Origin of the sequence: uncultured Prevotella sp. (assembly GCF_946407605.1) — a bacterium.
In the GTDB taxonomy this organism is placed as follows: domain Bacteria; phylum Bacteroidota; class Bacteroidia; order Bacteroidales; family Bacteroidaceae; genus Prevotella.
On sequence record NZ_CAMJOS010000005.1, the window covers coordinates 112,416 to 135,659 of the forward strand.

Consider the following 23,244-nt stretch of genomic DNA (forward strand, 5'->3'; position numbering starts at 1 on the left):
TTGCATCCATTATGGCATTAATCAAATCGTATAAGGGTCTTTCGCCACGATGGGGAAAGGACTGCTATTTTAGCGAAAACGCCACTATCGTGGGTGATGTGGTGATGGGCGACCAGTGCTCGGTATGGTTCAATGCTGTGGTGAGGGGCGATGTGGCTCCAATCACCATCGGTGACAGAACCAACGTGCAGGACGGCTCGTGTGTTCATGTGACTCATGATACTGGTCCAACACATATTGGCAGCGATGTGACCATAGGTCATAACGTCACAGTACATGCCTGTACCATCCACGACGGAGCCCTTATCGGCATGGGTTCTACGCTGCTCGACGGCTGCGAGATTGGCGAGGGAGCCATTGTGGCTGCAGGAGCATTGGTGCTGCAGAACACTAAGATTCCACCTCATGAGATTTGGGGCGGCGTGCCTGCCAAATATCTGAAGCCCACCCGTCCTGGTCAGACCGATAATGCGGCTCATTATGTGGAGTACGCCAAGGAGTATCTGAAGGACATGAAAGAAGATAATCATCAATAACAGACTAAAATAATGAAAAAGCAACTATTACTGGGCGACGAAGCCATCGCATTAGGAGCACTCCACGCTGGACTCTCTGGCGTGTATGCCTATCCTGGTACTCCGTCGACCGAAATCACAGAGTTTATCCAGGGTAATGCCCTGGCGAAGGAACGCGGCGTGCACAGCCGTTGGAGCACCAATGAGAAGACGGCTATGGAAGCCGCTCTGGGTATGTCGTTCATGGGTAAACGCGCCCTGGTTTGTATGAAGCATGTGGGACTGAATGTCTGTGCCGACCCGTTTGTCAACAGTGGTATGACTGGCGTCAACGGCGGCCTCATTGTTTTGGTGGCTGACGACCCCTCGATGCACTCGTCGCAGGATGAGCAGGACTCTCGCTTCTATGGTAAGTTTGCCATGATTCCTACGTTCGAACCCTCGAACCAGCAGGAGGCCTACGATATGATGTCTGTCGCCTTTGAATATTCTGAGCAGCAGAAGCTGCCTGTGCTGATGCGTGTCACCACCCGTATGGCCCATAGCCGTGCTGTCGTCGAGTGTGTTGACGAGCCACGTCAACAAAACGACCTGAACTACAACGCCGTAGCTGCTAACTGGGTGCTGCTGCCTGCTAATGCCCGAAAGCGCAACGATGTGGTAACGGCCCAGCAGAAGCAGTTGGAGGAGGACGCCGCTAACTCCACCTATAATATATATGTAGAGGGTCAGGACAAGAAGTTGGGTATTATTGCCAGCGGCATCGGCTTCAACTATGTGAACGAGTGCTTCCCTGGCGGAGCTCCTTTCCCCATACTGAAGATTTCGCAGTATCCGCTGCCCAAGAAGTTGGTGCGCCGACTGATGGACGAGTGCCAGCAGGTGCTCATTGTTGAGGAGGGTCAGCCCTTCATCGAGGATATCGTTCGTGGCGTCAGCGAAAGTCAGAATATCAAGGGTAAGCTCGATGGCACCCTTCCTCGCACTGGCGAATTAAATCCTGATTGTGTAGGGCAAGCTATCAACGCGGTAGCAAATTCTTCACTCTTCACTCTTCACTCTTCATTCGAGCGAAGCGAAATCGTCGTGCCTCGTCCCCCCGCATTGTGTCAGGGTTGTGGCCACCGCGATGTCTATGCAGCCTTGAACGAGGTGCTGAAGGAATACGATAATCCTCGTGTCTTTGGCGATATCGGTTGCTATACCTTAGGCTTCCTGCCTCCTTTCCGCGCCATTCACTCTTGCGTTGATATGGGTGCTTCTATCACGATGGCTAAAGGTGCTGCCGATGCAGGTCAGTGGCCTGCTGTGGCTATCATTGGCGACTCCACCTTCACCCATAGTGGTATGACGGGTCTGCTCGATGCTATCAATGAAAATGCCAATATCACCGTGATTATCAGCGATAACCTCACTACTGGTATGACGGGCGGACAGGATTCTGCTGGCACCAATAAGTTCGAGGCTATCTGTCGCGGCTTGGGTCTGAGCGACGAACACCTGAAGGTTGTCGTTCCCCTGCCGAAGAATATGCCTGAGATTACGCAGATTATTCGTGATGAGATAAACTACAAAGGCACCAGCGTTATCATCCCACGTCGTGAGTGTATGCAGACGCTGCAGCGCCATCTCAAGCAGAAGAAAGCCGCTGAGAAAAAGTAAAAAGGTAAAAAAGTAAAAAGGTAAAATCATGAAGACAGATATTATCCTTTGCGGAGTAGGAGGACAAGGTATCCTCTCTATCGCTACCATCATAGGCGAAGCCGCTATGAACGAGAACCTTTATATCAAGCAGGCCGAGGTGCACGGCATGAGCCAGCGTGGTGGCGATGTGCAGTCGAACCTGCGCATCTCGAGCAACCCCATCGCCAGCGACCTGATTCCTAAGGGTGGTGCCGATGTGATTATCTCGATGGAACCCATGGAGGCCTTGCGTTATCTGCCCTTCCTCTCGAAGGAGGGTTGGATTATCACCAGTAGCGCTCCCTTTAAGAATATCCCCAACTATCCTGATATGGACGTTATCAATGCCGACTTGGCAAAGCTGCCCCACGTCATCACCCTCGACATTGAGCAGATGGCGAAGGACAACGGCGTGCCCCGTTCTGCCAATGTCATCTTGCTGGGTGCTGCGCAGAAGGCCCTCGGCATAGAATACTCCAAGCTGGAGGATGCCATCCGTCGTGTGTTTGGCCGCAAGGGCGAGGCTATCGTCGAGGCAAACATTAAGGCGCTGGCTCTGGGACGTGAAGCCCAGAAGTAATTAAAACAGGAAGTATATGCTTAAGTATCGAGGTGGTGGTCTATAATGGCCATCACCTCGATATGTTTTTCTATTATCTCATCGCCTTCTCTATCAGTTGCTCAATGTTCTTCACTACTTCGTCGTCGTAGCCAGATTGTTCCCATACACGGTGGCCATTGTGGTCGTAGAGGTAGTACTGGGGAATGCCGTCGAGGTTGGGTATCTGCTTCCAAATATCATTTGTCACGCGATAGTGCAGGCCGGGAATGTTGGCCACTTGTGCTGTCCATTTTCCAACAGGACTGGTTTCGTTGGTCAGGTAGACGAACACCACATCGCTATCCTTCAACTTCTTTTTCAGCGGTTCCATCGCCGTAATGCCTATTCTGCAAGGTCCGCACCAGGTAGCCCAGAGGTCGATGAAGACGGCCTTGCCTGGATGCTGAGCCACGATGTGCTCGATGAGTTTGTCGCCTGTCACGTTGGGGGTTGGCATCATGCGTTTCTGTGCCTCTCGCTGAATCCGTTCCACAAGCAGGCGGATGCTATCGTTATACTCACGGAGTGGCGTCTGAAACTGGGGATGAGCAGCTTGGATGGCGCTGTCGGTTAGCACTTCCAAATCGTTCATTCGTTTCACCAGTTGGTCTTTGTAGTCCAGCGCCTTCAGCGTCTCGTACACTTCACCTTGCCCCATTCCATTGGCTTCGAGGTAAGGCATGTGGTCAGTATGGGCAGGGAAATAGAAGGTGCGTCCGCCTTGATAGATCAGCATGTCCTTGAAGTGCGGATCCACCAGTGTGTGCGTCTCTTTCAGGTGTCCCATCAGACTATCGGCCTTTTCTGCTCCCATCTTGTCCTTCAATGTTCTGGTATAGTCGTTACGATAGCAGGCATACATATCTTCTACCCAAATCTTCAAGAACTCCCTTTGACGACGGGTATAGTCGGGATGACGGTCGAGCAGCTTCTGACGGAATGCCTCGAAGTTCTGCCACAGTTGTTCACTCCATTCCGCAAAGGTCTCTTCTGCAGTACACTCAGGAATCACATCCTTATGGAAATACGAGTACATCAGTTCCTGGTTCTCCAACAGCACCTGATTGATGTCGCCGATACTACCGCCCACTCGATAGGTGTCGCGCATCGTCATATTTCTGTCGGTGAGTTTATTGAAGCGGGCAGTCACGGCGGGCAGGTCAATGTCGAGCGTTAGTGTCTCATTAGGAATCAGCACCAACGGGAACTGGGTGTTGATGCCCTTGTCCACCAGTCCGAAGCCGCGGCCCGAGAATAAAGGAAGCTGTCTGAGGTAATCGGGGCAACGGTACACTATCACCGAGTCGTCATCATTGGAACAATGGAAGGGCTTGCCCCAAAGGGTGCGCCAATCGTTATGCGACAAAATGGTTCCTCCGCCGTGTACCCGGATGGTGGCCGACACCTCGCCAAGTCCCATCTTCAGCGGCTTCAGCGGCTGGCCGTCGTCAACGAATGGCTGATAGGCAGGTAGCAGTGAGGGGTAGAGTCCTTCGCTGACCTTGATACCCTTGATTTCACGCTCCCTTCGGCCGTTCTTGCCGAGATAGTCAAACGCCTCGGCACCCTTCGGCAGTGGCTCGAAGGTCATGATGAGTGAGTCGCGCTGTATGTTCTTATCAACATCCTTACCCAGCTCAAACGGCTCTTCGGCCAGCACCTTGTCGCCGTCGTGGGTGATGACGCGTCCGCTTTTAAAGGCAAGGGTGTCGCCGTTGCATACCAATCGTGTCTCGGCCACATTCCAGCCGCCCCATTTAGCGTTCACTACGTGGAAATGCACGATGGTCGCTTTCTTCGTCAGCTCCACCTTCATGGGCTTCAATTCAAACATCGCGGTGTTTGATAAATACGCGGGGCGGTCAATGACCTTCGTCTTCGCTTGTGCCGACACTGTCAGCACCAATAGGCAGATGGCAGATAGTACTTTTCTAAACATATCGATTTCAGTTTATTTGGTTTGGTTGCAAAGATACGCATTTTTCCTGATATTCACCAAATTTTGGAGTTGGCAAATAGTTGGCATTTGCGCCATGAGACAAAAAAACGAGTTTGCAAATAGTTTGCAAACCCGCTGTAACGTGCTTATAATCAGAGAATAAGCTTATCAATCATAATCAGCGGGAACTCAATGTCCTGTATGTGCCGCCCTTTTGTTCTGTATGTTGCTACCCTTTTGTTCTGTATGTTGCTGTGCCACAGCAATCTCCGACCCTCTGATTCTATCATCTCATTGCTTTCTCAATTTCCTCCTCAACAGTTTTCAACCTCTCATCGCTCCAGCCTTCATGCTGCCAAACGAGTTTTCCCTCGCGGTTATAGAGATAATACCGAGGAATGCCATCGACACCTGGAAAATATTCGCTAAATATCGTTCCTGGTAGGCGATAGTGTAAGCCAGAGACGAAGGCTACTTGTCTTTCAAAGTCTTTTTGAGGACTACTTTCATTGGTGAGATAGACAAACACGACATCTTTGTCTTTCAATTTCATTTTCATTGGTTCCATCGCCTTAATACCTTTCATGCAAGGTCCGCACCAAGTGGCCCAGATATCAATAAAGACCGCTTTGCCAGGATGCTGGGCAACGATGGTCTCAATGAGTTTGTCGTTAGGCACATCAGGAACAGGCAAGATGCGCTCCAGAGCCCCCTCGGCTATTTTCTTTTTTAACTCTGCTACATACTCCCGAATACTGTCATTGCGATGACGGAGTCCTGATTGGAAAAGCGGGTGAACCGTTTTAATCACGCTGTCAGACAAGACCTCCAAGTCATTCATCCTTTTCACCAGTTGGTCTGCGTCGTCCAGTATCTTCAGCGTTTTATAAGCATCAGTATGCTCCAGTCCGTTGGCTTTCAGGAAAGGCAGATGGGCTGTACGGGCAGGCATATAGAAGGTGAGACCGTCCTGATAGAGTATCATATCTTTTATATGGGGTTCTTTCAAGGTATAGGTCTCATTGAGGTGCGCCACCAGGCTGTCAGTGTTCTGTCCTTCCATTCTAATCCTCACAATGTTGTCATAGTTGTGGCGATGACGTACATACAGATCCTCTGTCATCAGTCTGAGGAAGTCTCTTTGACTGCGTGTATATTCAGGATGGTTATTGAGTATTTCCTGATACCACGACTGGAGGTTCTGCCACAATTGCTCGCTCCACTCTGAAAAACTTTGCCCATCAGCGCATACAGGTATTTTCTCGGTATGGAAATATACACTACCTATTTCCTGATTCTCTAACAACACCTGATTGATATCTGCAGTGGTTCCTGACAGTCGATAACAGTCGCGATGGTGGATTTTTTCTTTTTCCCCAAATTCATCCCAATAGGTAATAGCAGGCTGATCAATCTCCAGCGTCAATGGTTCGCCAGGAATAAGTATCAGTGGAAACATGGTCTCAAAACATGGTAAAGTCAATTGAAAATCACTACCGCTGAAATCAATAGTCTCTGGTAGGAAGCTGGGGCGCTGAAATTCAGAGATAGAATTCTGGCGTTCAAAGCATTTTTTCATCTCGCCAGAGTAGGCATCGGTATATACTTCCCAACTGCTGACATATCCATCACCATGCACTTTGATGGTAGCCGACAATTCGCCAGGTTCGAATTTCACGGGCTTCAGTGGCAGTCCATCATCTACAAACGACTTGTATGGTGGAAGGCATGGCGGATATAGCTGGTTGTCAAGGCGAATACCTTGAATCTTCAGCGTCCATTTGCCTTCCTCTACAAGGCAATCGAACGTCTGAGCTCCCTTGGGTAGCGGGGCAAAGCTGAGAATCAGTGAGTCGCGCTGCGTGTTCTTCTCGTACACTTTGCCACTTTCAAACACTTCCTCATTGATCACCTTGCTTCCTTCGTGCGTTATAAGCCGCCCACTTTTGGGAGCAAGCGTATCACCATTATACACCAAGCGAGGATTAGCATAACTCCAGTCACCCCATCCCCATGTAGAATTCAGCACCTTGAGATGCACAATGGTTGCCTTCTTCGACAGTTCCACCTTCATTACCTTCAGCCTGTAACTCGCTCCCGTTGCAGCGCATACAGGTTTGTCAACAACAATGTCCTTGGCCTGTGCCGACATCGTCAGCACCAACAGGCAGATGGCAGATAGTACTTTTCTAAACATATCGATTTCAGTTTATTTGGTTTGGTTGCAAAGATACGCATTTTTCCTGATATTCTCCAAATTTTGGAGTTGGCAAATAGTTGGCATTTGCGCCATGAGACAAAAAACGAGTTTGCAAATAGTTTGCAAACCCGCTGTAATGTGTTAATAATCAGGGAGTGATGTAATCAGGTTCGGTCCCGTTGATTACTTTTTCATTATTTATACCTTACCCAGACTTTATGCGAGCCAGCTCCTTTGGCTGTGATGCCTGACCTAGGATTGCTGACGAGCTTGGAGAGTTCTCTGGAGGCTGTGCTGTAGTTGAGGCAGTTGAGGTTGGCGTATTCTTGGAGGGTGATGAAGCCGTGCTTGTCGATGTGGGTCAGGGCACGTTGCAGTCGTTCCTCAGGGGTATAGGGTGAGGGAGAGGTTGGATTGCCTGTCGTGCGTTCGAATGAATTCTCCTGGTTCATATCGTCGACTAGTTTCCTGTCCACCTTGAAATTCACGCCCTTGACCCTCACATGATGGTATTTCTTCTTTTGTTCTGCCTTTGGGGATTCCTGTTGGTTAGCAGTTTCTGCCTCGTTATCGGCAAATTCCAGCGACAGCGAGAAGACGCCCAGATTGTCAATCTTCATGGTGTGCCCCATTGGAAGATAGCTCTTCATGACGACTCCTAAAGTGTCTAGCACGCCACGAATGGTAGCCTGACTGAAGGCAGGCGAATTGGTGTGAATGAGTTCAACCACCTTGTCGTAGTCGAACTCTGTGTAGACTTGCATTTTGGGGAAGACTCTTCCCTTTTTACCGTTGCCCATACCCTCGGGCATTTCCTTGATTACATAATTTGCCATACTATTCTTATCTTTTTTCGTTTTAGACTTTGCAATCTGTATTGCAGACTTTGCAATTTAAGTTGCAAACTTTGCAACGTATATTGCAAACTTTGCAATAGAAATTTTCTGCAAAGGTAATGCTTTTATTTTAAAGAACCAAAGAAAAAATCAATTTAGATTATAAAGAAAGGCCTCGGAATCGAAATCCGAGGCCTTATGCTAAAATTCTTTTTTTGAAGAGAAAGTCTCTTACTTGTTCTTCTCGTAGTATTCCAGGGCGAGCTTCACGTTTTTCTTCACGGCATCGCTGGAGAAGGTGGCGCCAGTGCGTCCGTCGACCTCTGCCGTCTTGGCTTCGGAAACCTTCATGCCGTCCCATTTGTTCAACATGTGCTTGGCGCAGGCGTTCCAGTATTTGGGCGTCTCCTGGTTGGGCAGGAACTCAATCTTCTGGATTTTGTTCTTGCTGATATACACTTTCAGGGGCGTGGCGTCGATGTATCCTTTCACGTCTTTGCCCAGTTCGGTGGTATTGACGATATAGACGCCGTTCTCCTTGGTCATGATGTTATTGTCCTTTTTCTTGGCGCTAGTCAGCAGCACGATGGCAGCAAGGGCAGCGCAAAACATAGCAATCTTCTTCATCTGTGTTCAGTTTTTATTTGATTTTTTCTTGTTCCTATGATGATTTGACGTAAAAACAGCAGTTCTGTTTAATCTCGATGCGATATTTCTGCCACCACATACTCCGACTGGGTGCCTATGCGGAACTTACCGCCCCAGATGCCGATACCCGAGGAGACGTAGTAGCGGGTGTTGCCACGCTGGTATTCGCCGTGTGAGCATTCGTAGATGTAGTCGGTGATCCACGAAATGGGCCACACCTGTCCACGATGGGTATGTCCGCTCAGCTGGAAGTCGATGCCGGCATTCTCAGCCTGCTCCAGATGGTGGGGCTGGTGGTCCATGACGATGGTGTATTTCGTGTGGTCGGCCTCGCCAAAAATCTTGGCGGCAGCCTTACGGTGGAAGTTCATGCGGTCGTCGCGCCCAATGATACACAGGTCGCCAGTCACTTCGCAGGTGTCGCGCAGCAGACGGATGCCTGCATCCTTATAGAACTGCTGTGCCTGCGACTCTCCGCTGAAGAATTCGTGGTTGCCCAGACAGGCATAGACGGGTGCCTTGATGCGATGGAATTCGTCAGCCATCCGCTCCTCGATGAGTGGTCGCATACTCATGTCGATGATATCGCCAGCGATGAGCACATAGTCGGGCTTTTCGCTGTTGATGATGTCAACCCAGCGGCTCAGCTCGGCCCTGGTATTGTGATAGCCTATGTGCAGGTCGCTAAGCATCACCAGTCGCAGGGGCCTTTCGAGGGGCTTCTCTGTGGTCAGCGTCAGTTCTACGCGCTTCTTGTGTCGATACTGGATGTTGCCCAGCATGAAGATGACAAACAGTCCGATGGTGATGACGATGGTGGTATAGACATTCTGATGGAGCATGGCCTTGGGCACTAGTCGCACGATGCGTCCCAGGTCGAGCACCAGGAAGATGATGACCATGTAGAGCAGGACGAAGAGGGTGCTGTTGCCAATGTCGTACACCAACTGTCCTACCCATAGGGGCATGCGGTCGGTGGTGCGACTGAAATTAAGGAAGGTCATCATGAAGCAGACAACGCCAATGCCGATGAGCACGCCTCGCCACAGACGAGGCAGCGGCACGAGAGTCCACACATGCCAACCAATATAGGCGAGGGCCAGGAAGGGTAGTGCGAAGAATAGCAGCATCCACATATACTTCATGATGAAGGTTAAAGGGTTACATCCGACAGAATGAGCTTCGTGGCACCAGACAACGACTTGACGTATGCGCCAGCCTGATGGCCAGCCTCTTCCAGGGCGCTGCTGTCGCTGTCGAAGCGGTTCATCAGCTTTTCAAAGTCCTCGTAGCAGGTAATCTCAAAACCACCCTTACAGGCCTTGAGTCCTTGGGCCTCCTGGAACTTCTGGTTGTTGGGGCCGAAGATGACGGGAACGTCCCATACGGCAGCCTCCAGCGTGTTGTGGATGCCAACACCAAAGCCGCCGCCCACATAGGTCACGTTGGCATAGTGGTAGATACTCGACAGCAGGCCGAAGCAGTTGATAATCAGGACTTCAGCATCAGCAAGGGCTGATGGGTCTGATGAGGCTTCTGTGTATCTGACAATTTTTCTTCCTTCGAGCATCTTTTCTATCTGCTGTAGGTGGTCCTCACCAATAACATGAGGAGCGATGATGAGCTTCCAGTCGCGATGCTCGTTGAAGTATTTAATAAAGATCTCTTCATCAGGTTGCCATGATGAGCCAGCGATAAAGACTTTTTGTGCCTTATTGGTGAAGCTCTCTACGATGGGCAGTTGCTTGGCCTGCTCCTTGATCTGCAGCACGCGGTCGAAGCGGGTATCGCCAGTCACGGTGACGTTGGTCAGACCAATCTTGGCCAGAAGTGTCTTGCTCAGCTCGTTCTGCACATAGAAGTGGGTGAAGCATTTCAGCACTCGTCCATACTGGTATCCGTACCAACGGAAGAACACCTGGTCTTCGCGGAAGATGCTCGACACGCTATAGACAGGCACGTTGCGATGCTTCAGGATATGCAGGTAGTTGTACCAGAACTCGTACTTGATGAAGAAAGCCATCTCAGGGCGTATGGCACGCAGAAAACGGCGCGCATTGCCAATGGTGTCGAGTGGCAGATAGCAGATAATATCAGCACCCTCGTAGTTCTTGCGCACCTCATAGCCTGACGGCGAGAAGAACGTCAGCAGGATCTTGATATCCGGATGCTCACGTTTGATCTGCTCCATTAGCGGACGGCCCTGCTCGAACTCACCCAGCGAGGCAGCATGGAACCATACGTAGCGGGCCTTGGGGTCTACCTTCTCGCGGAGCACACGGATGGCATCGCGTTCGCCACGCCACATCTTACGGACCTTCTCGTTGAAAAGGCTGTAGACGGCTACTCCTAACAGGTAGAGATAGATGATGATATTATACATTAGCCTAACAGTTCAATGGCTTTCTTTGTTCTGCGAATGGTTTCTTCCTTGCCTAGGAAGGTTGACAGCTCGTACATATCGGGACCCTGACCAGCACCCACGAGGGCAATGCGCCATGCGTTCCAGGGCTTGATGCCAGTCTGCTCTACCCAGGGGTCGATGACGGCCTTCTGGCCCTCAACGCTCCAGTCTGTGATGGTCTCCAGCACAGCCACCATCTGGCTCATCTGCTCAGCAGTATTCTCGTTCCAGTTCTTGCGGATAAACTTGTCGCCTTCCTTGTCGAAGCTGGTGGGAGCCACGAAGAAGAACTTGGTGAGGGGCCACAGGTCGCTGGGGAACGACACGTTACGCTTGCGTTTGTTGCCCAGTTTATCCTGATATTCAATGACTTTCGTCTTCATCATCCTTATCACCTCAGCCTCCTGCTCAGCAGTAGCGTCGATGCCGTTGTCCTTAAGCAGCTTGTCGAAAGCAGGACACCAGTCGGTGTCAGGATGCATGAGCAGATACTGATGGTTGAACCAAGCGGCTTTCACATAGTCGAACTTGGCGCCAGCCTTAGAGCACTTGGTGATATCGAACAGGGGCACCAGCTCGTCTAGTGAGAAGATTTCCTGCTCACCACCAGGGTTCCAGCCCAGCAGAGCCAGGAAGTTGATGACGGCCTCAGGGAAATAACCGTACTCGCGGTAGCCGCTGCAGAACACAGGGTTGCCTTCCTTGTCTTTGCCGTGCCAGTCGAGGGGGAACACAGGGAATCCCAGCTCGTCGCCATCGCGCTTCGATAGCTTGCCCTTTCCACTCGGCTTGAGCAGCAGGGGCAGATGAGCAAAGCGAGGCATGGTGTCCTCCCAGCCAAAGGCCTGATAGAGCAGCACATGGAGTGGGGCAGAAGGCAACCACTCCTCGCCACGAATCACGTGGGTAATCTCCATCAGATGGTCGTCGACGATGTTAGCCAGATGATATGTAGGCAGCTCGTCGTGACGCTTGTAGAGCACCTTGTCGTCGCAAATCTCGCTCTTCACACGCACCTCGCCACGAATCATATCATCGACCAGCACTTCCTGACCGGGCTCCACCTTGAAGCGCACCACCCAGGTGTCAGTATCACGCATCAGCTGCTCCACCTCTTCCTTGGGCAGGGTCAGCGAGTTGCGCATCTGACTGCGAGTGTGGCAGTCGTACTGGAAATTCTCTACAGCCTCGCGCTTGGCAGCCAGCTCCTGAGGTGTGTCGAAAGCCACGTAGGCCTTACCGTTGTCGAGCAGCAACTGCACATACTTCTTATAGATGTCGCGACGCTCGCTCTGACGATAGGGGCCATAGTTGCCGCCGAAGCTCACACCTTCGTCGAACTTGATGCCCAGCCACTGGAAGGCTTCGATGATATAAGCCTCAGCCTCAGGCACAAAGCGGGTGGTGTCGGTGTCCTCGATACGGAACACCAGCTCGCCGCCGTGCTGACGGGCAAAGAGATAGTTGTACAAAGCGGTACGAACACCGCCGATATGGAGGGGTCCTGTGGGACTGGGTGCAAAGCGCACCCTTACTTTTCTGTCTGTCATTATACCTTATTATATAAATTTGGCTGCAAAGGTACGAAATAATTCTTAATTATCGGTTGTCAGTTCGAATTTTATTCGTTTTACATGCAAGAATTGTCGATAATTTAGTATCTTTGCACGCAAATCCCATAAAACTATGCAGAAATTTAACTTTAAAACAGATATAACATGGCGCGATGTGGTGCTGCGTGTGGCCTTGGTGCTGGGCACGGTGGCGCTGATAGTGTGGTTCATGCCTCGCGATAATGCCCACAACTACAAGATGGAGATGGGTAAGGTGTGGCTATACAATGATTTGGTGGCCACCTTCGACTTCCCTGTCTTCAAAAGCGACTCGCTGGTACAGAGCGAGCGTGAAGAGGCAGTACGTAATTTCGCACCCTATTACATCTTCAATAAAGAGGTTGGCCCGCGTCAGGAGAAGCTGTTGGCAGAGCATCTCAGGAAGAACTTCCCAGAGTATGGGCGAAGCTTCCAGCATACGATGGTCAACTATCTGCAAAAGGTTTATACTATGGGTATCGTCAATGATGAAGAGCCGCTGGGCAATGCCGCAGACTCTTTGCAGATGTTGCGACGTATTGACGATAAGGAGGTGACGGAGATCCCTGCCATACAGGTGGCTACGCCGCGTCAGGTCTATGAGGAGTTTCTGCAGTCGCCGCAGTTGCTGATCTATCGCGATGTGCTCAAGGAGATAGACCTCAACGTGTTCTTGGAACCTAACCTTATCTATGATGAGGACCGTAGTGAGTCGGCACGCCTTGATCTGCTTAACAGCGTGCCGCTGGCTGTTGGCGTGGTGCAAAGCGGACAGAAGATTGTGAGTCAGGGTGAGGTTGTCACGCCTCAGACCTATCAGGTCATCAGCTCTTATCTGAAAGAGTTGGACCGTCGTCACTCAAACATTAACTCGGAACTGTCAAAGTTCCTTGGCGAGACGCTCTTCGTGCTGATTATCATCACGCTCTTTACGCTCTATCTCACGCTTTATCGCAAGGACTATTTTCAGCGCATGCGCTCTATCGGCATGATCTTCGCATTCATCATCATTGCCACAGCAATGGCATCGGTCTTGGTGGGACATACCATGTTCCATGTCTTTGTGCTGCCCTTTGCCATTGTGCCGATATTCGTCAGGGTGTTTATGGATTCACGCACAGCCCTGATGGCGCATACTACCGTGGTGCTGATATGTGCTTCCCTCCTTCAGAAACCGTTTGAGTTTATTGCTGTAGAGATGGTGGCTGGCTTCACGGCGGTATTCTCTTTGCGTGAGTTGTCCAGTCGTTCGCAGCTGTTCTGGACGGCTATCATCACCACCATGATGGCGATGGTGACCAACTTGGCTGTCTTCATGATTCTTCATAATGACTTTGCAGGCATCGACCGTAGCGAATATGTCTATCTTGCTATCTGCGGCATCATCATCTTCTGTAGTTATCCGTTGCTCTACTTGGTTGAGAAGTTCTTCGGCTTCATCTCTGATATCACGCTGATTGAGCTGAGCGATATGAATAAAGACCTGTTGCGACGCATGAGCGAGGTGGCTCCAGGCACCTTCCAGCATTGTATTCAGGTGGGAAACCTGGCAGCCGAGATAGCCCGAAAACTGGGGGCCAATCCGCAGTTGGTGCGTACTGGCGCTCTCTATCATGACATCGGCAAGATGCAGAATCCTATCTACTTCACAGAGAACCAGTCGGGTGGCATTAGTCCTCACGACCAGCTGACCTGTATCGATAGTGCCCAGATGATAATCAGTCATGTGACGGAGGGCCTGAAACTGGCCGACCAATACAACTTGCCCGTACAAATCCGAGACTTCATAGCCACACACCACGGACTGGGCAAGGCTAAATACTTCTATATTAAGTACAAGAACGAGCATCCCGATGAGCCTGTCGACGACCTGCTCTTTACCTATCCTGGTCCTAATCCCTTTACCAAGGAGCAGGCCATCCTGATGATGGCAGATGCTGTGGAGGCGGCTTCACGTTCGCTCCCCGACTATACAGAACATAGCATCCGTCAGTTGGTCAACAAACTCATCGACGGTATGGTGGCCGATGGCTTCTTCCATGAGTGTCCCATCACCTTCCGTGATATCCAGTATGCTAAGACGGTGCTCATCGAGAAACTCAAGACCATCTATCATACCCGCATCAGCTATCCGGAGATGAAGAAATAGCATTTTTGCACACAAAAAGGCAGAAATGTGCAATTGTATTCTGCACAAACTAGTGTGGTTTGTGCAGAATTTAATATTTGTTAGGTTAACGAAGCTTAAATCGTGCACATTTCTTTCGCTTGTGTGCGACAACAAACGTACCTTTGCAGCCGATTTTTCAAAGTATTGTTAAACAGGATATGAAAACAAAAGCAATTCTGGCCGGCCTCGTGCTGGCAGCCACAACAGCTCAGGCTGGTGGTATCTTAACCAACACGAATCAAAGTATTGATTTCCTTCGCAATCCCGCTCGTGATGCAGCTATTGGTCTCGACGGTGTGTACTCAAACCCCGCTGGTGTGGCCTTCATGCCCGAAGGTTTCCATCTGGGCATCAACTGGCAGTATGCTCACCAGACACGTACGATCACTTCAACGAACCCCGTGTTTGCTTTGGGACGTAAGAATGAGGGTAAGACGGTAAAGACATTCGAAGGTGTGGCCGATGCGCCTTTTATCCCCTCGCTGCAGGCTGCCTATAATAAAGGTAACTGGAGTCTTCAGTTCAACTTCTCAGTACCTGGAGGTGGTGGTGCCTGTGAATTCAACGATGGTCTGGGCTCTTTTGAGAGCACAGTAGGTGCTATTGCCAATCAGCTGAAGCCCCTCGGTGCCACTGGTTACGATATGGATGGCTATATGCAGGGTCGTCAGTATTACTTCGGTTTCCAGTTGGGTTCTGCTTATAAGGTGAACGATAATCTGGCAGTATATGGTGGTCTGCGCATCCTTTATGGTACAGCTACCTATAAGGCTAAGATTAGCAATATCATGGTGAATACAGGTGGTGGCTATGTAGATTTCGGCACTTTCCTCGATAATTCTATAGCTACTGTTGATGCAGGTCTTGATAAGGTGGCTGCAGGTATTGCCCAGTATGAGGCTGCTGGTGCTACAGTTCCTGCGGAATTGGTAGCGCAACAGACTCAATTGAAGGGTACGAAGACCAGTCTGAACGCTTTGCAGAAATATTCTCAGGGTGTAAACCTGCTGTGTAACCAGTCAAGTGTAGGCATTGCTCCTGTTGTAGGTGTAGACTACAAGATGGGTCAGTTCAACTTTGCTGCTAAGTATGAGTTCAAGACCGAGATTCACATGAAGAACGAGTCTACCGTTAATCAGGCCAGTGAGATTGCCGCTGTGAATAAGTTCCGTGATGGTGAGGAAATTCCCGAGGATCAGCCTGCCCAGTTGGTTCTTGGTGCTATGTGGAGTCCATTGGATGAGGTGCGCCTGAATGCTGGTTGGCACCACTATTTCGACAAGAGCACTACATGGTATAACAATTCTCAGGACTTGTTGGACCACGATACAAACGAGTTCCTTTTGGGTGCTGAGTGGGATGTTAACGACCGTGTGACGATTTCTTTGGGTGGTCAGCTGACCCGCTATGGATTGACTGATGCATATATGAACGATATGTCGTTTGTGGTAAATAGCTATAGCATCGGCTTCGGAACCAATTTCAAGGCAACCGACAATGTAACGCTGAAGGCTGGTTATTTCCAGACCAACTATAGCAACTACGACCGTATCACTCAGGACAATCCTCGTATCAGCGATACTTTCACACGTACCAACTATGTGCTGGGACTGGGTTGCGAAGTAACGCTCTAAATTTCCTCTAAGGCATAATACTGATAATCGCGAACGACCCGCTGCAAGAAGGCGAGGTCGTTCGCTTCTTTTCTCTCGATATTGAACTTCTGCTGCACCTTCTTGGCCAACTGGTTGAGGCGAAGGTCAAAGCCGTCGCGCTGTGTGCTGATAGCACGAGTGATAATCTCTATCTGCTCCAGCGACAGGTCGGAAGCCTGCGGATAGCGCGGCGTATAGTTCTTTGCCAGATAGTCGTACTCATCCAGACTAATCTGTATCTTCTTGTATTTCTGCTTCTTGATAACCACCGTGCCAGCTGCCATGTCGCCCAGTCGCTGGTTGTTGCGGTTCAGAATCATGGCAACAAGTCCTACGAAGCTGGTGGCAGGACCATCGATGAGCCAGAGCATCCATCGCATCAGGTAGGCGCCCAGCGTAGGCATCGAGCCGTCCATCTTCACCACTCGGATATTTAAGACCATCTTTCCCAAGGTCTGTCCCTGGTTAAGGACTTCACAAATCAGCGTGTAGAACAGCAGCGGGAATAAATAGAGTGTGGCAACAACCCATCCGCTGATATTTGTTTCTACAACAAACCATGTTAGCAGAGCTATATAGGCCAGTAGCACACCCCAGTCGATGAGCTGCGCAAAGATGCGGTCGCCCACGCTGGCCACCGTTGGTTGTATGCGAACATATTGTCCTGTAATAATGCCTGATTCTGCCATTTGTCAGCTCTGTTGTGATAATGTGATTGCAAAGTTACGAAAAAAATGCAAAAGCGTGCGGTTATTTGGCAATTATTTATTAATTTTGTGCCAAATTTCATTCTACGCATGAAAGAAGTGACGTTTATCAGACAGAATCTCGAGAAATGGCGAGCCTATGAGACGGTGGCAGAGAGTCCGAGACTCTCATCACCCGACGAGATGGCTGATGCCTATATCGATGTGACTTCCGACTTGGCATTCTCGCAGACGCACTATCCCAATTCGCGTATCACGCTCTATCTGAACAACCTCGCTTCGGCCATCCATAATAATATCTATCGCAACAAACGGGAACGGTGGTCACGTATCATCACGTTTTGGACACGGGAGGTTCCCCAGATTATGTGGGATGCCCGTAAGGAGCTGCGCCTGTCGTTTATCATCTTCCTGGCCAGTGCACTGGTTGGGATGGTGTCACAATGGTTAGACCCCGAGTTCTCGCGACTCATCTTAGGAAACGCTTATGTGGATATGACGCTGGAGAATATCGAGAACGGCAATCCGATGGCTGTCTATGACGGCTCTCCAGAGGGTATGATGTTCATAGGTATCACCACAAATAATATCAAGGTGTCGTTTATGGCTTTCGCCTCAGGACTGCTGACCAGCTTTGCCACTGGCTTTGTGCTGTTTCAGAATGGCATCATGATAGGGGCCTTCCAGACGTTCTTTGCCCAGCACGGTCTGTTGTGGGAGTCGGCATTGGCTATCTGGCTTCATGGCACCATCGAGATTTCTGCAATCATAGTAGCGGGTGCTGCTGGCCTGGCCATGGGCAATGGATGGCTGTTCCCAGGTACCTACTCTCGCCTCTACTCCTTCCGTCGTGGTGCCAAACGCGGTCTGAAAATTGTCGTTGGCACCGTGCCTCTCTTCTGTATTGCCGGCTTTATAGAGAGTTTCCTGACTCGCCATACGGAGTATCCCAATGCGTTCCGTCTGACGGTCATTCTGCTCTCTGCAGCCTTTATCATATATTACTATATTGTCTTACCCTATTTAAGAAACAGAAACCATGCAACAGCAAACCCCGAAAATTGAGATTTACCGTACCCGCACCTTTACGGATAAGCTGGGTGACACCTTTAACTTCTTGCGTGAGAACTGGCGCACTATTTTGAAGTATTTCATCTATATCATGCTGCCCGTCAGCATGGTGATGGCCTTCTTTGCCAATCACTTCTGGAATGGTTATATCAGTCTGATAACGACAATCAGCTCGGCTGGCTCGATGGCTAATGAAGAGCTGATCACCTTCGGACTCTCGTCGTTGGCAACCCTGGTTGTGGGTATCCTATCGTATATGATTCTCGCAGCCTTGCTCTTTGCCATGATACGTCTATATACCGTTAGACAGGAGCGACTGGCCAACCTGACGATGGACGAGCTGAAGCCAGAGCTATGGTTCTGCTTTAAGCGTTGCGTAATCATGACGCTGGTGGGAGTGGTCATCGCCATCGCCATTCTGGTGCTCTTTGCATTGGTGATGGTCCTCTTATTCTCACTCAACGAAGTATTGGCATTGCTGGGAGTGGTATTGCTCTATGCCTTGATGCTGGCCATCATGTTGCCTATGACCATGGTGCCTCCCGTTTATCTGATGGAGGGTCAAACAGGTGTATTCGAGGCTTATATGAAAGGCATCCGTCTGGGATTCGCCACTTGGGGCGGCATCTTTGCCATCACCTTTGTGATAAGCTTCATCACTTTTGTCATCCAGTCGTTTACCATGATGCCTTGGTACATCCTGTCAATGGTGAAGATGGTGTTTACGGTGTCCGACAAGCAGGATGGCAGTTTCTTCAACTCGTTCCTGTACGATGCCCTCCAGTACATCACCTGCATCCTCACCTGTCTGGGCTATTACGTCTCGTGCATCCTCACGATTGTTGGCACCACCATTCAGTATGGTCATGCCAGCGATAAGATTGATGGGGTAGGAGTGGCCAAGAATATTGAGCGCTTCGACGAGTTCGATAACTTCTAATCACTCTTCACCTTTCACCCTTCACCTTTCACCTTTCACCTTTCACCTTTCATGCCCGATACCCTTCAAATAGATTCCGTGCAGCTGGTTGCCTTCCAGCAAGACCCGCGCTATGACTACGACCGTGAACTCATGGGTGGTAGTCAGAATCTGTTGGAATGGCTATCGGAGGTCATCAGCGAATGGATAAAAGATACTTTCGATGTGGTGCTCGACAACGACTTCACCTATTACCTATTAATATTTATAGGTGTACTGGTGCTGGCTTTCCTGGCGTGGCTCTGGTGGTATAAGCGTCCGAAGCTGTTTATGAAGGGAGATAAAGAAGAGCCGCTGGATTATGACGTAGAGGAAGATACTATCTATGGTGTTAACTTCGAGGCAGATATAAAGCAGGCATTGAAGGCTGCTGACTATCGTCAGGCCGTCAGACTGAGCTATCTGCAGACCTTGAAGTATCTGGAAGATACAGGTAAGATTGAGTGGCAGCCTTCAAAGACGCCTTCACAGTATGTGCGTCAAGTCAATATGCCTGCCTTCTCATCGCTCTCGCGTCATTTCATCAATGTGCGCTATGGCAACTACGAAGCCACTGCCGAGCTCTACGAACAGGTGAAAGCCCTGCAGGCCAAAGTCATGAAAGGAGGTGGCACTTATGAGTAGTCGCAATAAGTTTATCATAGGCATCCTCGTCATGCTGCTTGTCGTGCTGATCATCGAATATCGCATGCCTCGCCATTTCGTGTGGCAACCCACATTTAGTCATGTGGATGCGCAGCCCTTCGGCTGTCAGGTGTTCGATAGTGTGATGAAAGCCACCATGTCTAATGGTTATATCGTTGACAATCGTACGTTGAGGCAGATCTTTACTGATGATAGCGTGGCAGACAGTCCCAAGTCAATCCTGATTATCACGAATGAAAGCTTCTCAGAGCGTGACTGTAACTATATCCTGCAACTGGCATCTGAGGGTCATACGCTGATGGTGGCTACGTCGATTCCTTATGACTGGAGCGACACACTAGGTTTTGATACCAAATGGAATAGCCTGTTCAGGTTGCAGGATGTGGCAGGGAAAGCGCCCACCAAAGCCCTTGTGGCCTGGGCGCAGGACAGCATCTACGCCCACCATCCATTGTCGTTGCATGTCTATTCGCAGATGATTGAACGGACCATACAGCCTTCTGACACCATCCCATCTCGGGTGCTGATGACCTTTAAATCGCCGGATGATGAGGAGGATGATGACGATGAAGATGTGGAGCAGAAACCAAATGCACTAGCTGTATCCTATCCTATTGGCAAGGGAGAATTTATCCTCGTGTCGGCTCCGCTACTGCTTACCAACTATACGATGGTGAGTAGTGACGGATGGGCGCTGATAGGACGACTGATGGACCGTCTGAAGCAACATCCCGTCATTCGTACTGAGGCCTATATGAGCATCACGGCACAAAAGGAGTCTACACCTTTTTATGTGTTCCTCAGGGAACCACCGTTGCGCTGGGCACTCTATTTGACGTTGCTCTCCATCCTGCTGTTCTGCATCTTCACGGCACGTCGCCGTCAGCGTGTCATCCCCGTGGTGCAGAAGCCGCAGAACCATAACCTGGAGTTTGTCCGTCTCATCGGCACGCTCTACTGGCAGGACCATTGGAACCCTGGTCTCTTGGCTAAGAAGCTCACATATACCACCGAAGAGATTCGTCGCCAGACGGGCATCGACATCACTGTCACCGACAGCTCGCCCTCTGGTCCTATTGCTCTTCTGGCCCGTCATACTGGTATCGACGAGCAAGAGCTGAGCCTGATACTGAAGAATATCCGTGAAGCTGCCAGCGGTAACCATATCGTCAGCGATGCGGAGCTGAAAACCTATATCAATGAACTGAATAAAATACAACAATCTCTATAAGTATGGAAGAACAAAGAACCGACCTCACACAGTTTGCCGAGCGCATAGAACTGTTGCGCCGACAGATCTCTAACGTCATCGTTGGACAGGACGAGAATATCGACCTGCTGCTAACGGCTGTGCTGGCCAATGGCCACGTCTTGCTTGAAGGCGTGCCAGGGGTGGCAAAGACCCTGCTGGCCCGTCTGCTGGCAAAGCTCATCGATGCCAATTTCAGTCGTGTGCAGTTCACGCCCGATCTCATGCCGTCGGATGTGCTGGGCACGAATGTGTTTAATATGAAGACCAGCGACTTCGACTTCCATGCGGGTCCTGTCTTTGCCGATATCGTGTTGGTCGATGAGATCAACCGTGCGCCGGCTAAGACGCAGGCTGCCCTCTTCGAGGTGATGGAAGAGCGTCAGGTCACCATCGATGGACTGACCCATCCCATGGGACAGTTCTATACCATCCTCGCCACGCAGAACCCTGTGGAACAGGAAGGTACCTATAAGCTGCCAGAGGCTCAGACCGACCGTTTTATGATGAAGATAACCATGGGCTATCCCTCTCTCGACGAGGAGGTTAGCATCTTGGAGCGTCATCATGCCAACCAGCGCCTTACCGCCTTGGAGAATGTGGAACCTGTCATCACCAAGGAGCAGTTGATAGAGCTGCGCCGGCTGTTGGATACGGTGTTTGTCGATCCCGCCATGCTGCGTTATATCGCAGGCATCGTGGCTCAGACCCGTCAGAGCAAGGCAGTGTTCCTCGGTGCATCGCCCCGTGCTTCGGTGGCTTTGCTTCAGGCTTCCAAAGCCTATGCCCTGTTGCAGGGACGTGACTTTGTAACGCCTGATGATGTACGTTTCGTGGCACCTAGCATCCTGCAGCATCGTCTCATCCTCACCGCTGAGGCCGAGATGGAAGGCATCACCCCCGTCAAGGCTGTCAAGCGATTGATAGAAAAGGTTGAAGTGCCTAAATAACCCACTAGCCCCATTAGCCCCATAGGTCCTATTCGCCCCATGTACATAGCTCATCGCTTCTATTATCTGATGACTGCCGTTATCCTGATCATCGCCATCGGGTTCGCAGTTCCACTGATGTTCACCATCGGCCGCATCCTCCTGCTCTTGCTGTTGGTGTTGGTGGCTGCCGATATCGTGATGTTGTGGAGTCGAAAGGGCATAAAGGCATGGCGTATGCTAACGCCCCGCTTCTCGAATGGCGACGATAATCCTGTGAAGCTACGCTTAGAGAGCACCTATCCCTTTAATATCCATACTGAGGTTATCGACGAGGTGCCCGTGGTCTTCCAACGACGCGATGTGCTGTTCAAGGCCCCCATCCGCAAAAACGGCGATGTCACCATCACCTATGTCCTCCGTCCCACGAAGCGTGGCGTCTATGGCTTTGGCCATGCACGGGTCTTTGTCAGCACGCCCTTGGGCTTGATGCAGCGTCGTTTCACCTGTTGCGAGGCGCAGGATGTCAAGGTCTATCCTTCTTATCTTATGCTCCGTCAGTATGAGCTGCTCGCCATGAGCAACAACCTCACCGAGATGGGAATCAAACGCATCCGACGCATAGGCCATAACACGGACTTCGAGCAGATTAAGGACTATGTGGTGGGCGATGACTACCGCACCATCAACTGGCGTGCCACCGCCCGTCGCCATCTGCTCATGGTCAACGTCTATCAGGAAGAACGCTCACAGCAGGTGTTCTCGGTCATCGACAAAGGCCGCATGATGCAGCAGACCTTCCTCGAGATGACGCTTCTCGACTATGCCATCAACGCCTCGCTGGTGCTGAGTTATGTCGCTGTCAACAAGCAGGACAAGGCGGGTCTTATTACCTTTAGCGACCAGTTCGAGACCTTTGTGCAGGCTTCTCGCCAACAGGGACAGATGCAGACGCTGCAGGAGGCGCTCTATGCTGAGCAAACAGCCTTTGGCGAGACAGACTATTCGGCACTCCTGGCAGGACTCTCACGTCATGTCACACGTCGTTCGCTGCTCATCCTCTATACCTCGTTCACGTCGATGGCGGCCTTACGCCGACAACTCTCCTACCTGCGACAACTGGCCATGCGCCATCGTCTGCTTGTGGTGTTCTTCGAGGACGAGGAGCTGCGCGACTTCGTTCAGGGCACTTCCCTTCACCAATCACCAGCCACCCTTCACCCTTCACCAATAACAACCGAACAAACCTATCAGCGTGTTATAGCCGAGAAGTTTGCCTACGAGCAGCGACTCATCGTCCACACCCTGCGTCAGTATGGTATACAATCATTGTTGACCACGCCTCAGAATCTTTCCGTCGACGTGATCAACAAATATCTTGAGATTAAGTCACGATAAATGATAACGGCCACCCATATCGG

The 23,244-nt window shown here is 50.5% G+C and carries 19 protein-coding genes; 11 read left to right on the top strand and 8 right to left on the bottom strand.

Features of this window, described 5'->3' with window-relative positions; genetic code table 11:
* Positions 1-11 precede the first annotated feature (11 nt).
* From Q0R57_RS04075 to Q0R57_RS04085, 3 genes are read left to right on the top strand one after another with little or no spacing between them, the layout of a single operon-like run.
* The gene (locus Q0R57_RS04075) at positions 12-536 is read left to right on the top strand and encodes a gamma carbonic anhydrase family protein (protein WP_294744128.1); all 525 of its coding nucleotides are present in this window, start codon (positions 12-14) and stop codon (positions 534-536) included.
* 9 nt (positions 537-545) lie between these two features.
* Complete coding sequence (locus Q0R57_RS04080; protein WP_294744150.1) at positions 546-2,177, top strand: thiamine pyrophosphate-dependent enzyme; 1,632 nt, start codon at positions 546-548, stop codon at positions 2,175-2,177.
* Positions 2,178-2,205: 28 nt separating this feature from the next.
* On the top strand, positions 2,206-2,778 hold the full coding sequence (locus Q0R57_RS04085; protein WP_294744129.1) for an indolepyruvate oxidoreductase subunit beta: 573 nt from the start codon (positions 2,206-2,208) through the stop codon (positions 2,776-2,778).
* A 73-nt stretch (positions 2,779-2,851) separates the two neighbouring features.
* On the opposite strand, the gene Q0R57_RS04090 is transcribed toward Q0R57_RS04085, so the two are convergent.
* The 7 genes from Q0R57_RS04090 to gltX all read right to left on the bottom strand — a co-directional run bounded on the left by Q0R57_RS04090 (position 2,852) and on the right by gltX (position 12,376).
* Positions 2,852-4,738 (bottom strand): TlpA disulfide reductase family protein, encoded by a 1,887-nt coding sequence (locus tag Q0R57_RS04090; protein WP_294744130.1) that lies wholly within the window; start codon positions 4,736-4,738, stop codon positions 2,852-2,854.
* A 286-nt stretch (positions 4,739-5,024) separates the two neighbouring features.
* Entirely contained in the window at positions 5,025-6,935 is a 1,911-nt protein-coding gene (locus Q0R57_RS04095) for a TlpA disulfide reductase family protein (RefSeq protein ID WP_294744131.1), read from the bottom strand.
* Between the two features lie 197 nt (positions 6,936-7,132).
* Positions 7,133-7,774 carry a hypothetical protein gene (locus Q0R57_RS04100; protein WP_294744132.1) on the bottom strand — a complete coding sequence of 214 codons (642 nt, stop codon included), beginning with the start codon at positions 7,772-7,774 and terminating at the stop codon, positions 7,133-7,135.
* Positions 7,775-8,005: 231 nt separating this feature from the next.
* Positions 8,006-8,401: an FMN-binding protein gene (locus Q0R57_RS04105; RefSeq protein WP_294744133.1), complete on the bottom strand. Its 396-nt coding sequence runs from the start codon at positions 8,399-8,401 to the stop codon at positions 8,006-8,008.
* A 68-nt stretch (positions 8,402-8,469) separates the two neighbouring features.
* A complete protein-coding gene (locus tag Q0R57_RS04110; protein WP_294744134.1) occupies positions 8,470-9,567 on the bottom strand; it encodes a metallophosphoesterase in 1,098 nt (365 codons plus the stop codon).
* Positions 9,568-9,575: 8 nt separating this feature from the next.
* A complete protein-coding gene (locus tag Q0R57_RS04115) occupies positions 9,576-10,805 on the bottom strand; it encodes a glycosyltransferase N-terminal domain-containing protein (protein WP_294744135.1) in 1,230 nt (409 codons plus the stop codon).
* The gene (gltX, locus tag Q0R57_RS04120; protein WP_294744136.1) at positions 10,805-12,376 is read right to left on the bottom strand and encodes a glutamate--tRNA ligase; all 1,572 of its coding nucleotides are present in this window, start codon (positions 12,374-12,376) and stop codon (positions 10,805-10,807) included. Before gltX ends, Q0R57_RS04115 begins: the two co-directional genes overlap by 1 nt.
* Before the next feature lie 136 nt (positions 12,377-12,512).
* On the opposite strand from gltX, the gene Q0R57_RS04125 reads away from it, so the two are divergent.
* Positions 12,513-14,567, top strand: a complete 2,055-nt coding sequence (locus tag Q0R57_RS04125; RefSeq protein WP_294744137.1) for an HDIG domain-containing metalloprotein — start codon at positions 12,513-12,515, stop codon at positions 14,565-14,567.
* 179 nt (positions 14,568-14,746) lie between these two features.
* Positions 14,747-16,222: a transporter gene (locus Q0R57_RS04130; protein ID WP_294744138.1), complete on the top strand. Its 1,476-nt coding sequence runs from the start codon at positions 14,747-14,749 to the stop codon at positions 16,220-16,222.
* On the opposite strand, the gene Q0R57_RS04135 is transcribed toward Q0R57_RS04130, so the two are convergent.
* Positions 16,219-16,932 (bottom strand): RDD family protein, encoded by a 714-nt coding sequence (locus Q0R57_RS04135; protein WP_294744139.1) that lies wholly within the window; start codon positions 16,930-16,932, stop codon positions 16,219-16,221. The genes Q0R57_RS04130 and Q0R57_RS04135 overlap by 4 nt on opposite strands.
* 108 nt (positions 16,933-17,040) lie before the next feature.
* Here Q0R57_RS04135 and Q0R57_RS04140 point away from each other — a divergent pair, with 108 nt between their 5' ends.
* From Q0R57_RS04140 to Q0R57_RS04165, 6 genes are read left to right on the top strand one after another with little or no spacing between them, the layout of a single operon-like run.
* Positions 17,041-18,015 (top strand): stage II sporulation protein M, encoded by a 975-nt coding sequence (locus Q0R57_RS04140; protein ID WP_294744140.1) that lies wholly within the window; start codon positions 17,041-17,043, stop codon positions 18,013-18,015.
* The gene (locus Q0R57_RS04145) at positions 17,990-18,961 is read left to right on the top strand and encodes a hypothetical protein (protein WP_294744141.1); all 972 of its coding nucleotides are present in this window, start codon (positions 17,990-17,992) and stop codon (positions 18,959-18,961) included. The genes Q0R57_RS04140 and Q0R57_RS04145 overlap by 26 nt, the downstream gene beginning before the upstream one ends.
* A 51-nt stretch (positions 18,962-19,012) precedes the next feature.
* Entirely contained in the window at positions 19,013-19,624 is a 612-nt protein-coding gene (locus Q0R57_RS04150; protein WP_294744142.1) for a DUF4129 domain-containing protein, read from the top strand.
* A complete protein-coding gene (locus Q0R57_RS04155; RefSeq protein WP_294744143.1) occupies positions 19,617-20,876 on the top strand; it encodes a DUF4350 domain-containing protein in 1,260 nt (419 codons plus the stop codon). Before Q0R57_RS04150 ends, Q0R57_RS04155 begins: the two co-directional genes overlap by 8 nt.
* Before the next feature lie 2 nt (positions 20,877-20,878).
* Positions 20,879-21,844, top strand: a complete 966-nt coding sequence (locus Q0R57_RS04160) for a MoxR family ATPase (protein WP_294744144.1) — start codon at positions 20,879-20,881, stop codon at positions 21,842-21,844.
* Positions 21,845-21,883: 39 nt separating this feature from the next.
* The gene (locus tag Q0R57_RS04165) at positions 21,884-23,221 is read left to right on the top strand and encodes a DUF58 domain-containing protein (protein ID WP_294744145.1); all 1,338 of its coding nucleotides are present in this window, start codon (positions 21,884-21,886) and stop codon (positions 23,219-23,221) included.
* Positions 23,222-23,244 lie beyond the last annotated feature (23 nt).

Coding starts and splice junctions, on each gene's coding strand:
- Q0R57_RS04075 (WP_294744128.1), top strand. CDS start 12: ATGGCATTAATCAAATCGTATAAGGGTCTTTCGCCACGATGGGGAAAG.
- Q0R57_RS04085 (WP_294744129.1), top strand. CDS start 2,206: ATGAAGACAGATATTATCCTTTGCGGAGTAGGAGGACAAGGTATCCTC.
- Q0R57_RS04090 (WP_294744130.1), bottom strand. CDS start 4,738: ATGTTTAGAAAAGTACTATCTGCCATCTGCCTATTGGTGCTGACAGTG.
- Q0R57_RS04095 (WP_294744131.1), bottom strand. CDS start 6,935: ATGTTTAGAAAAGTACTATCTGCCATCTGCCTGTTGGTGCTGACGATG.
- Q0R57_RS04100 (WP_294744132.1), bottom strand. CDS start 7,774: ATGGCAAATTATGTAATCAAGGAAATGCCCGAGGGTATGGGCAACGGT.
- Q0R57_RS04105 (WP_294744133.1), bottom strand. CDS start 8,401: ATGAAGAAGATTGCTATGTTTTGCGCTGCCCTTGCTGCCATCGTGCTG.
- Q0R57_RS04110 (WP_294744134.1), bottom strand. CDS start 9,567: ATGAAGTATATGTGGATGCTGCTATTCTTCGCACTACCCTTCCTGGCC.
- Q0R57_RS04115 (WP_294744135.1), bottom strand. CDS start 10,805: ATGTATAATATCATCATCTATCTCTACCTGTTAGGAGTAGCCGTCTAC.
- gltX (WP_294744136.1), bottom strand. CDS start 12,376: ATGACAGACAGAAAAGTAAGGGTGCGCTTTGCACCCAGTCCCACAGGA.
- Q0R57_RS04125 (WP_294744137.1), top strand. CDS start 12,513: ATGCAGAAATTTAACTTTAAAACAGATATAACATGGCGCGATGTGGTG.
- Q0R57_RS04130 (WP_294744138.1), top strand. CDS start 14,747: ATGAAAACAAAAGCAATTCTGGCCGGCCTCGTGCTGGCAGCCACAACA.
- Q0R57_RS04135 (WP_294744139.1), bottom strand. CDS start 16,932: ATGGCAGAATCAGGCATTATTACAGGACAATATGTTCGCATACAACCA.
- Q0R57_RS04140 (WP_294744140.1), top strand. CDS start 17,041: ATGAAAGAAGTGACGTTTATCAGACAGAATCTCGAGAAATGGCGAGCC.
- Q0R57_RS04145 (WP_294744141.1), top strand. CDS start 17,990: ATGCAACAGCAAACCCCGAAAATTGAGATTTACCGTACCCGCACCTTT.
- Q0R57_RS04150 (WP_294744142.1), top strand. CDS start 19,013: ATGCCCGATACCCTTCAAATAGATTCCGTGCAGCTGGTTGCCTTCCAG.
- Q0R57_RS04155 (WP_294744143.1), top strand. CDS start 19,617: ATGAGTAGTCGCAATAAGTTTATCATAGGCATCCTCGTCATGCTGCTT.
- Q0R57_RS04160 (WP_294744144.1), top strand. CDS start 20,879: ATGGAAGAACAAAGAACCGACCTCACACAGTTTGCCGAGCGCATAGAA.
- Q0R57_RS04165 (WP_294744145.1), top strand. CDS start 21,884: ATGTACATAGCTCATCGCTTCTATTATCTGATGACTGCCGTTATCCTG.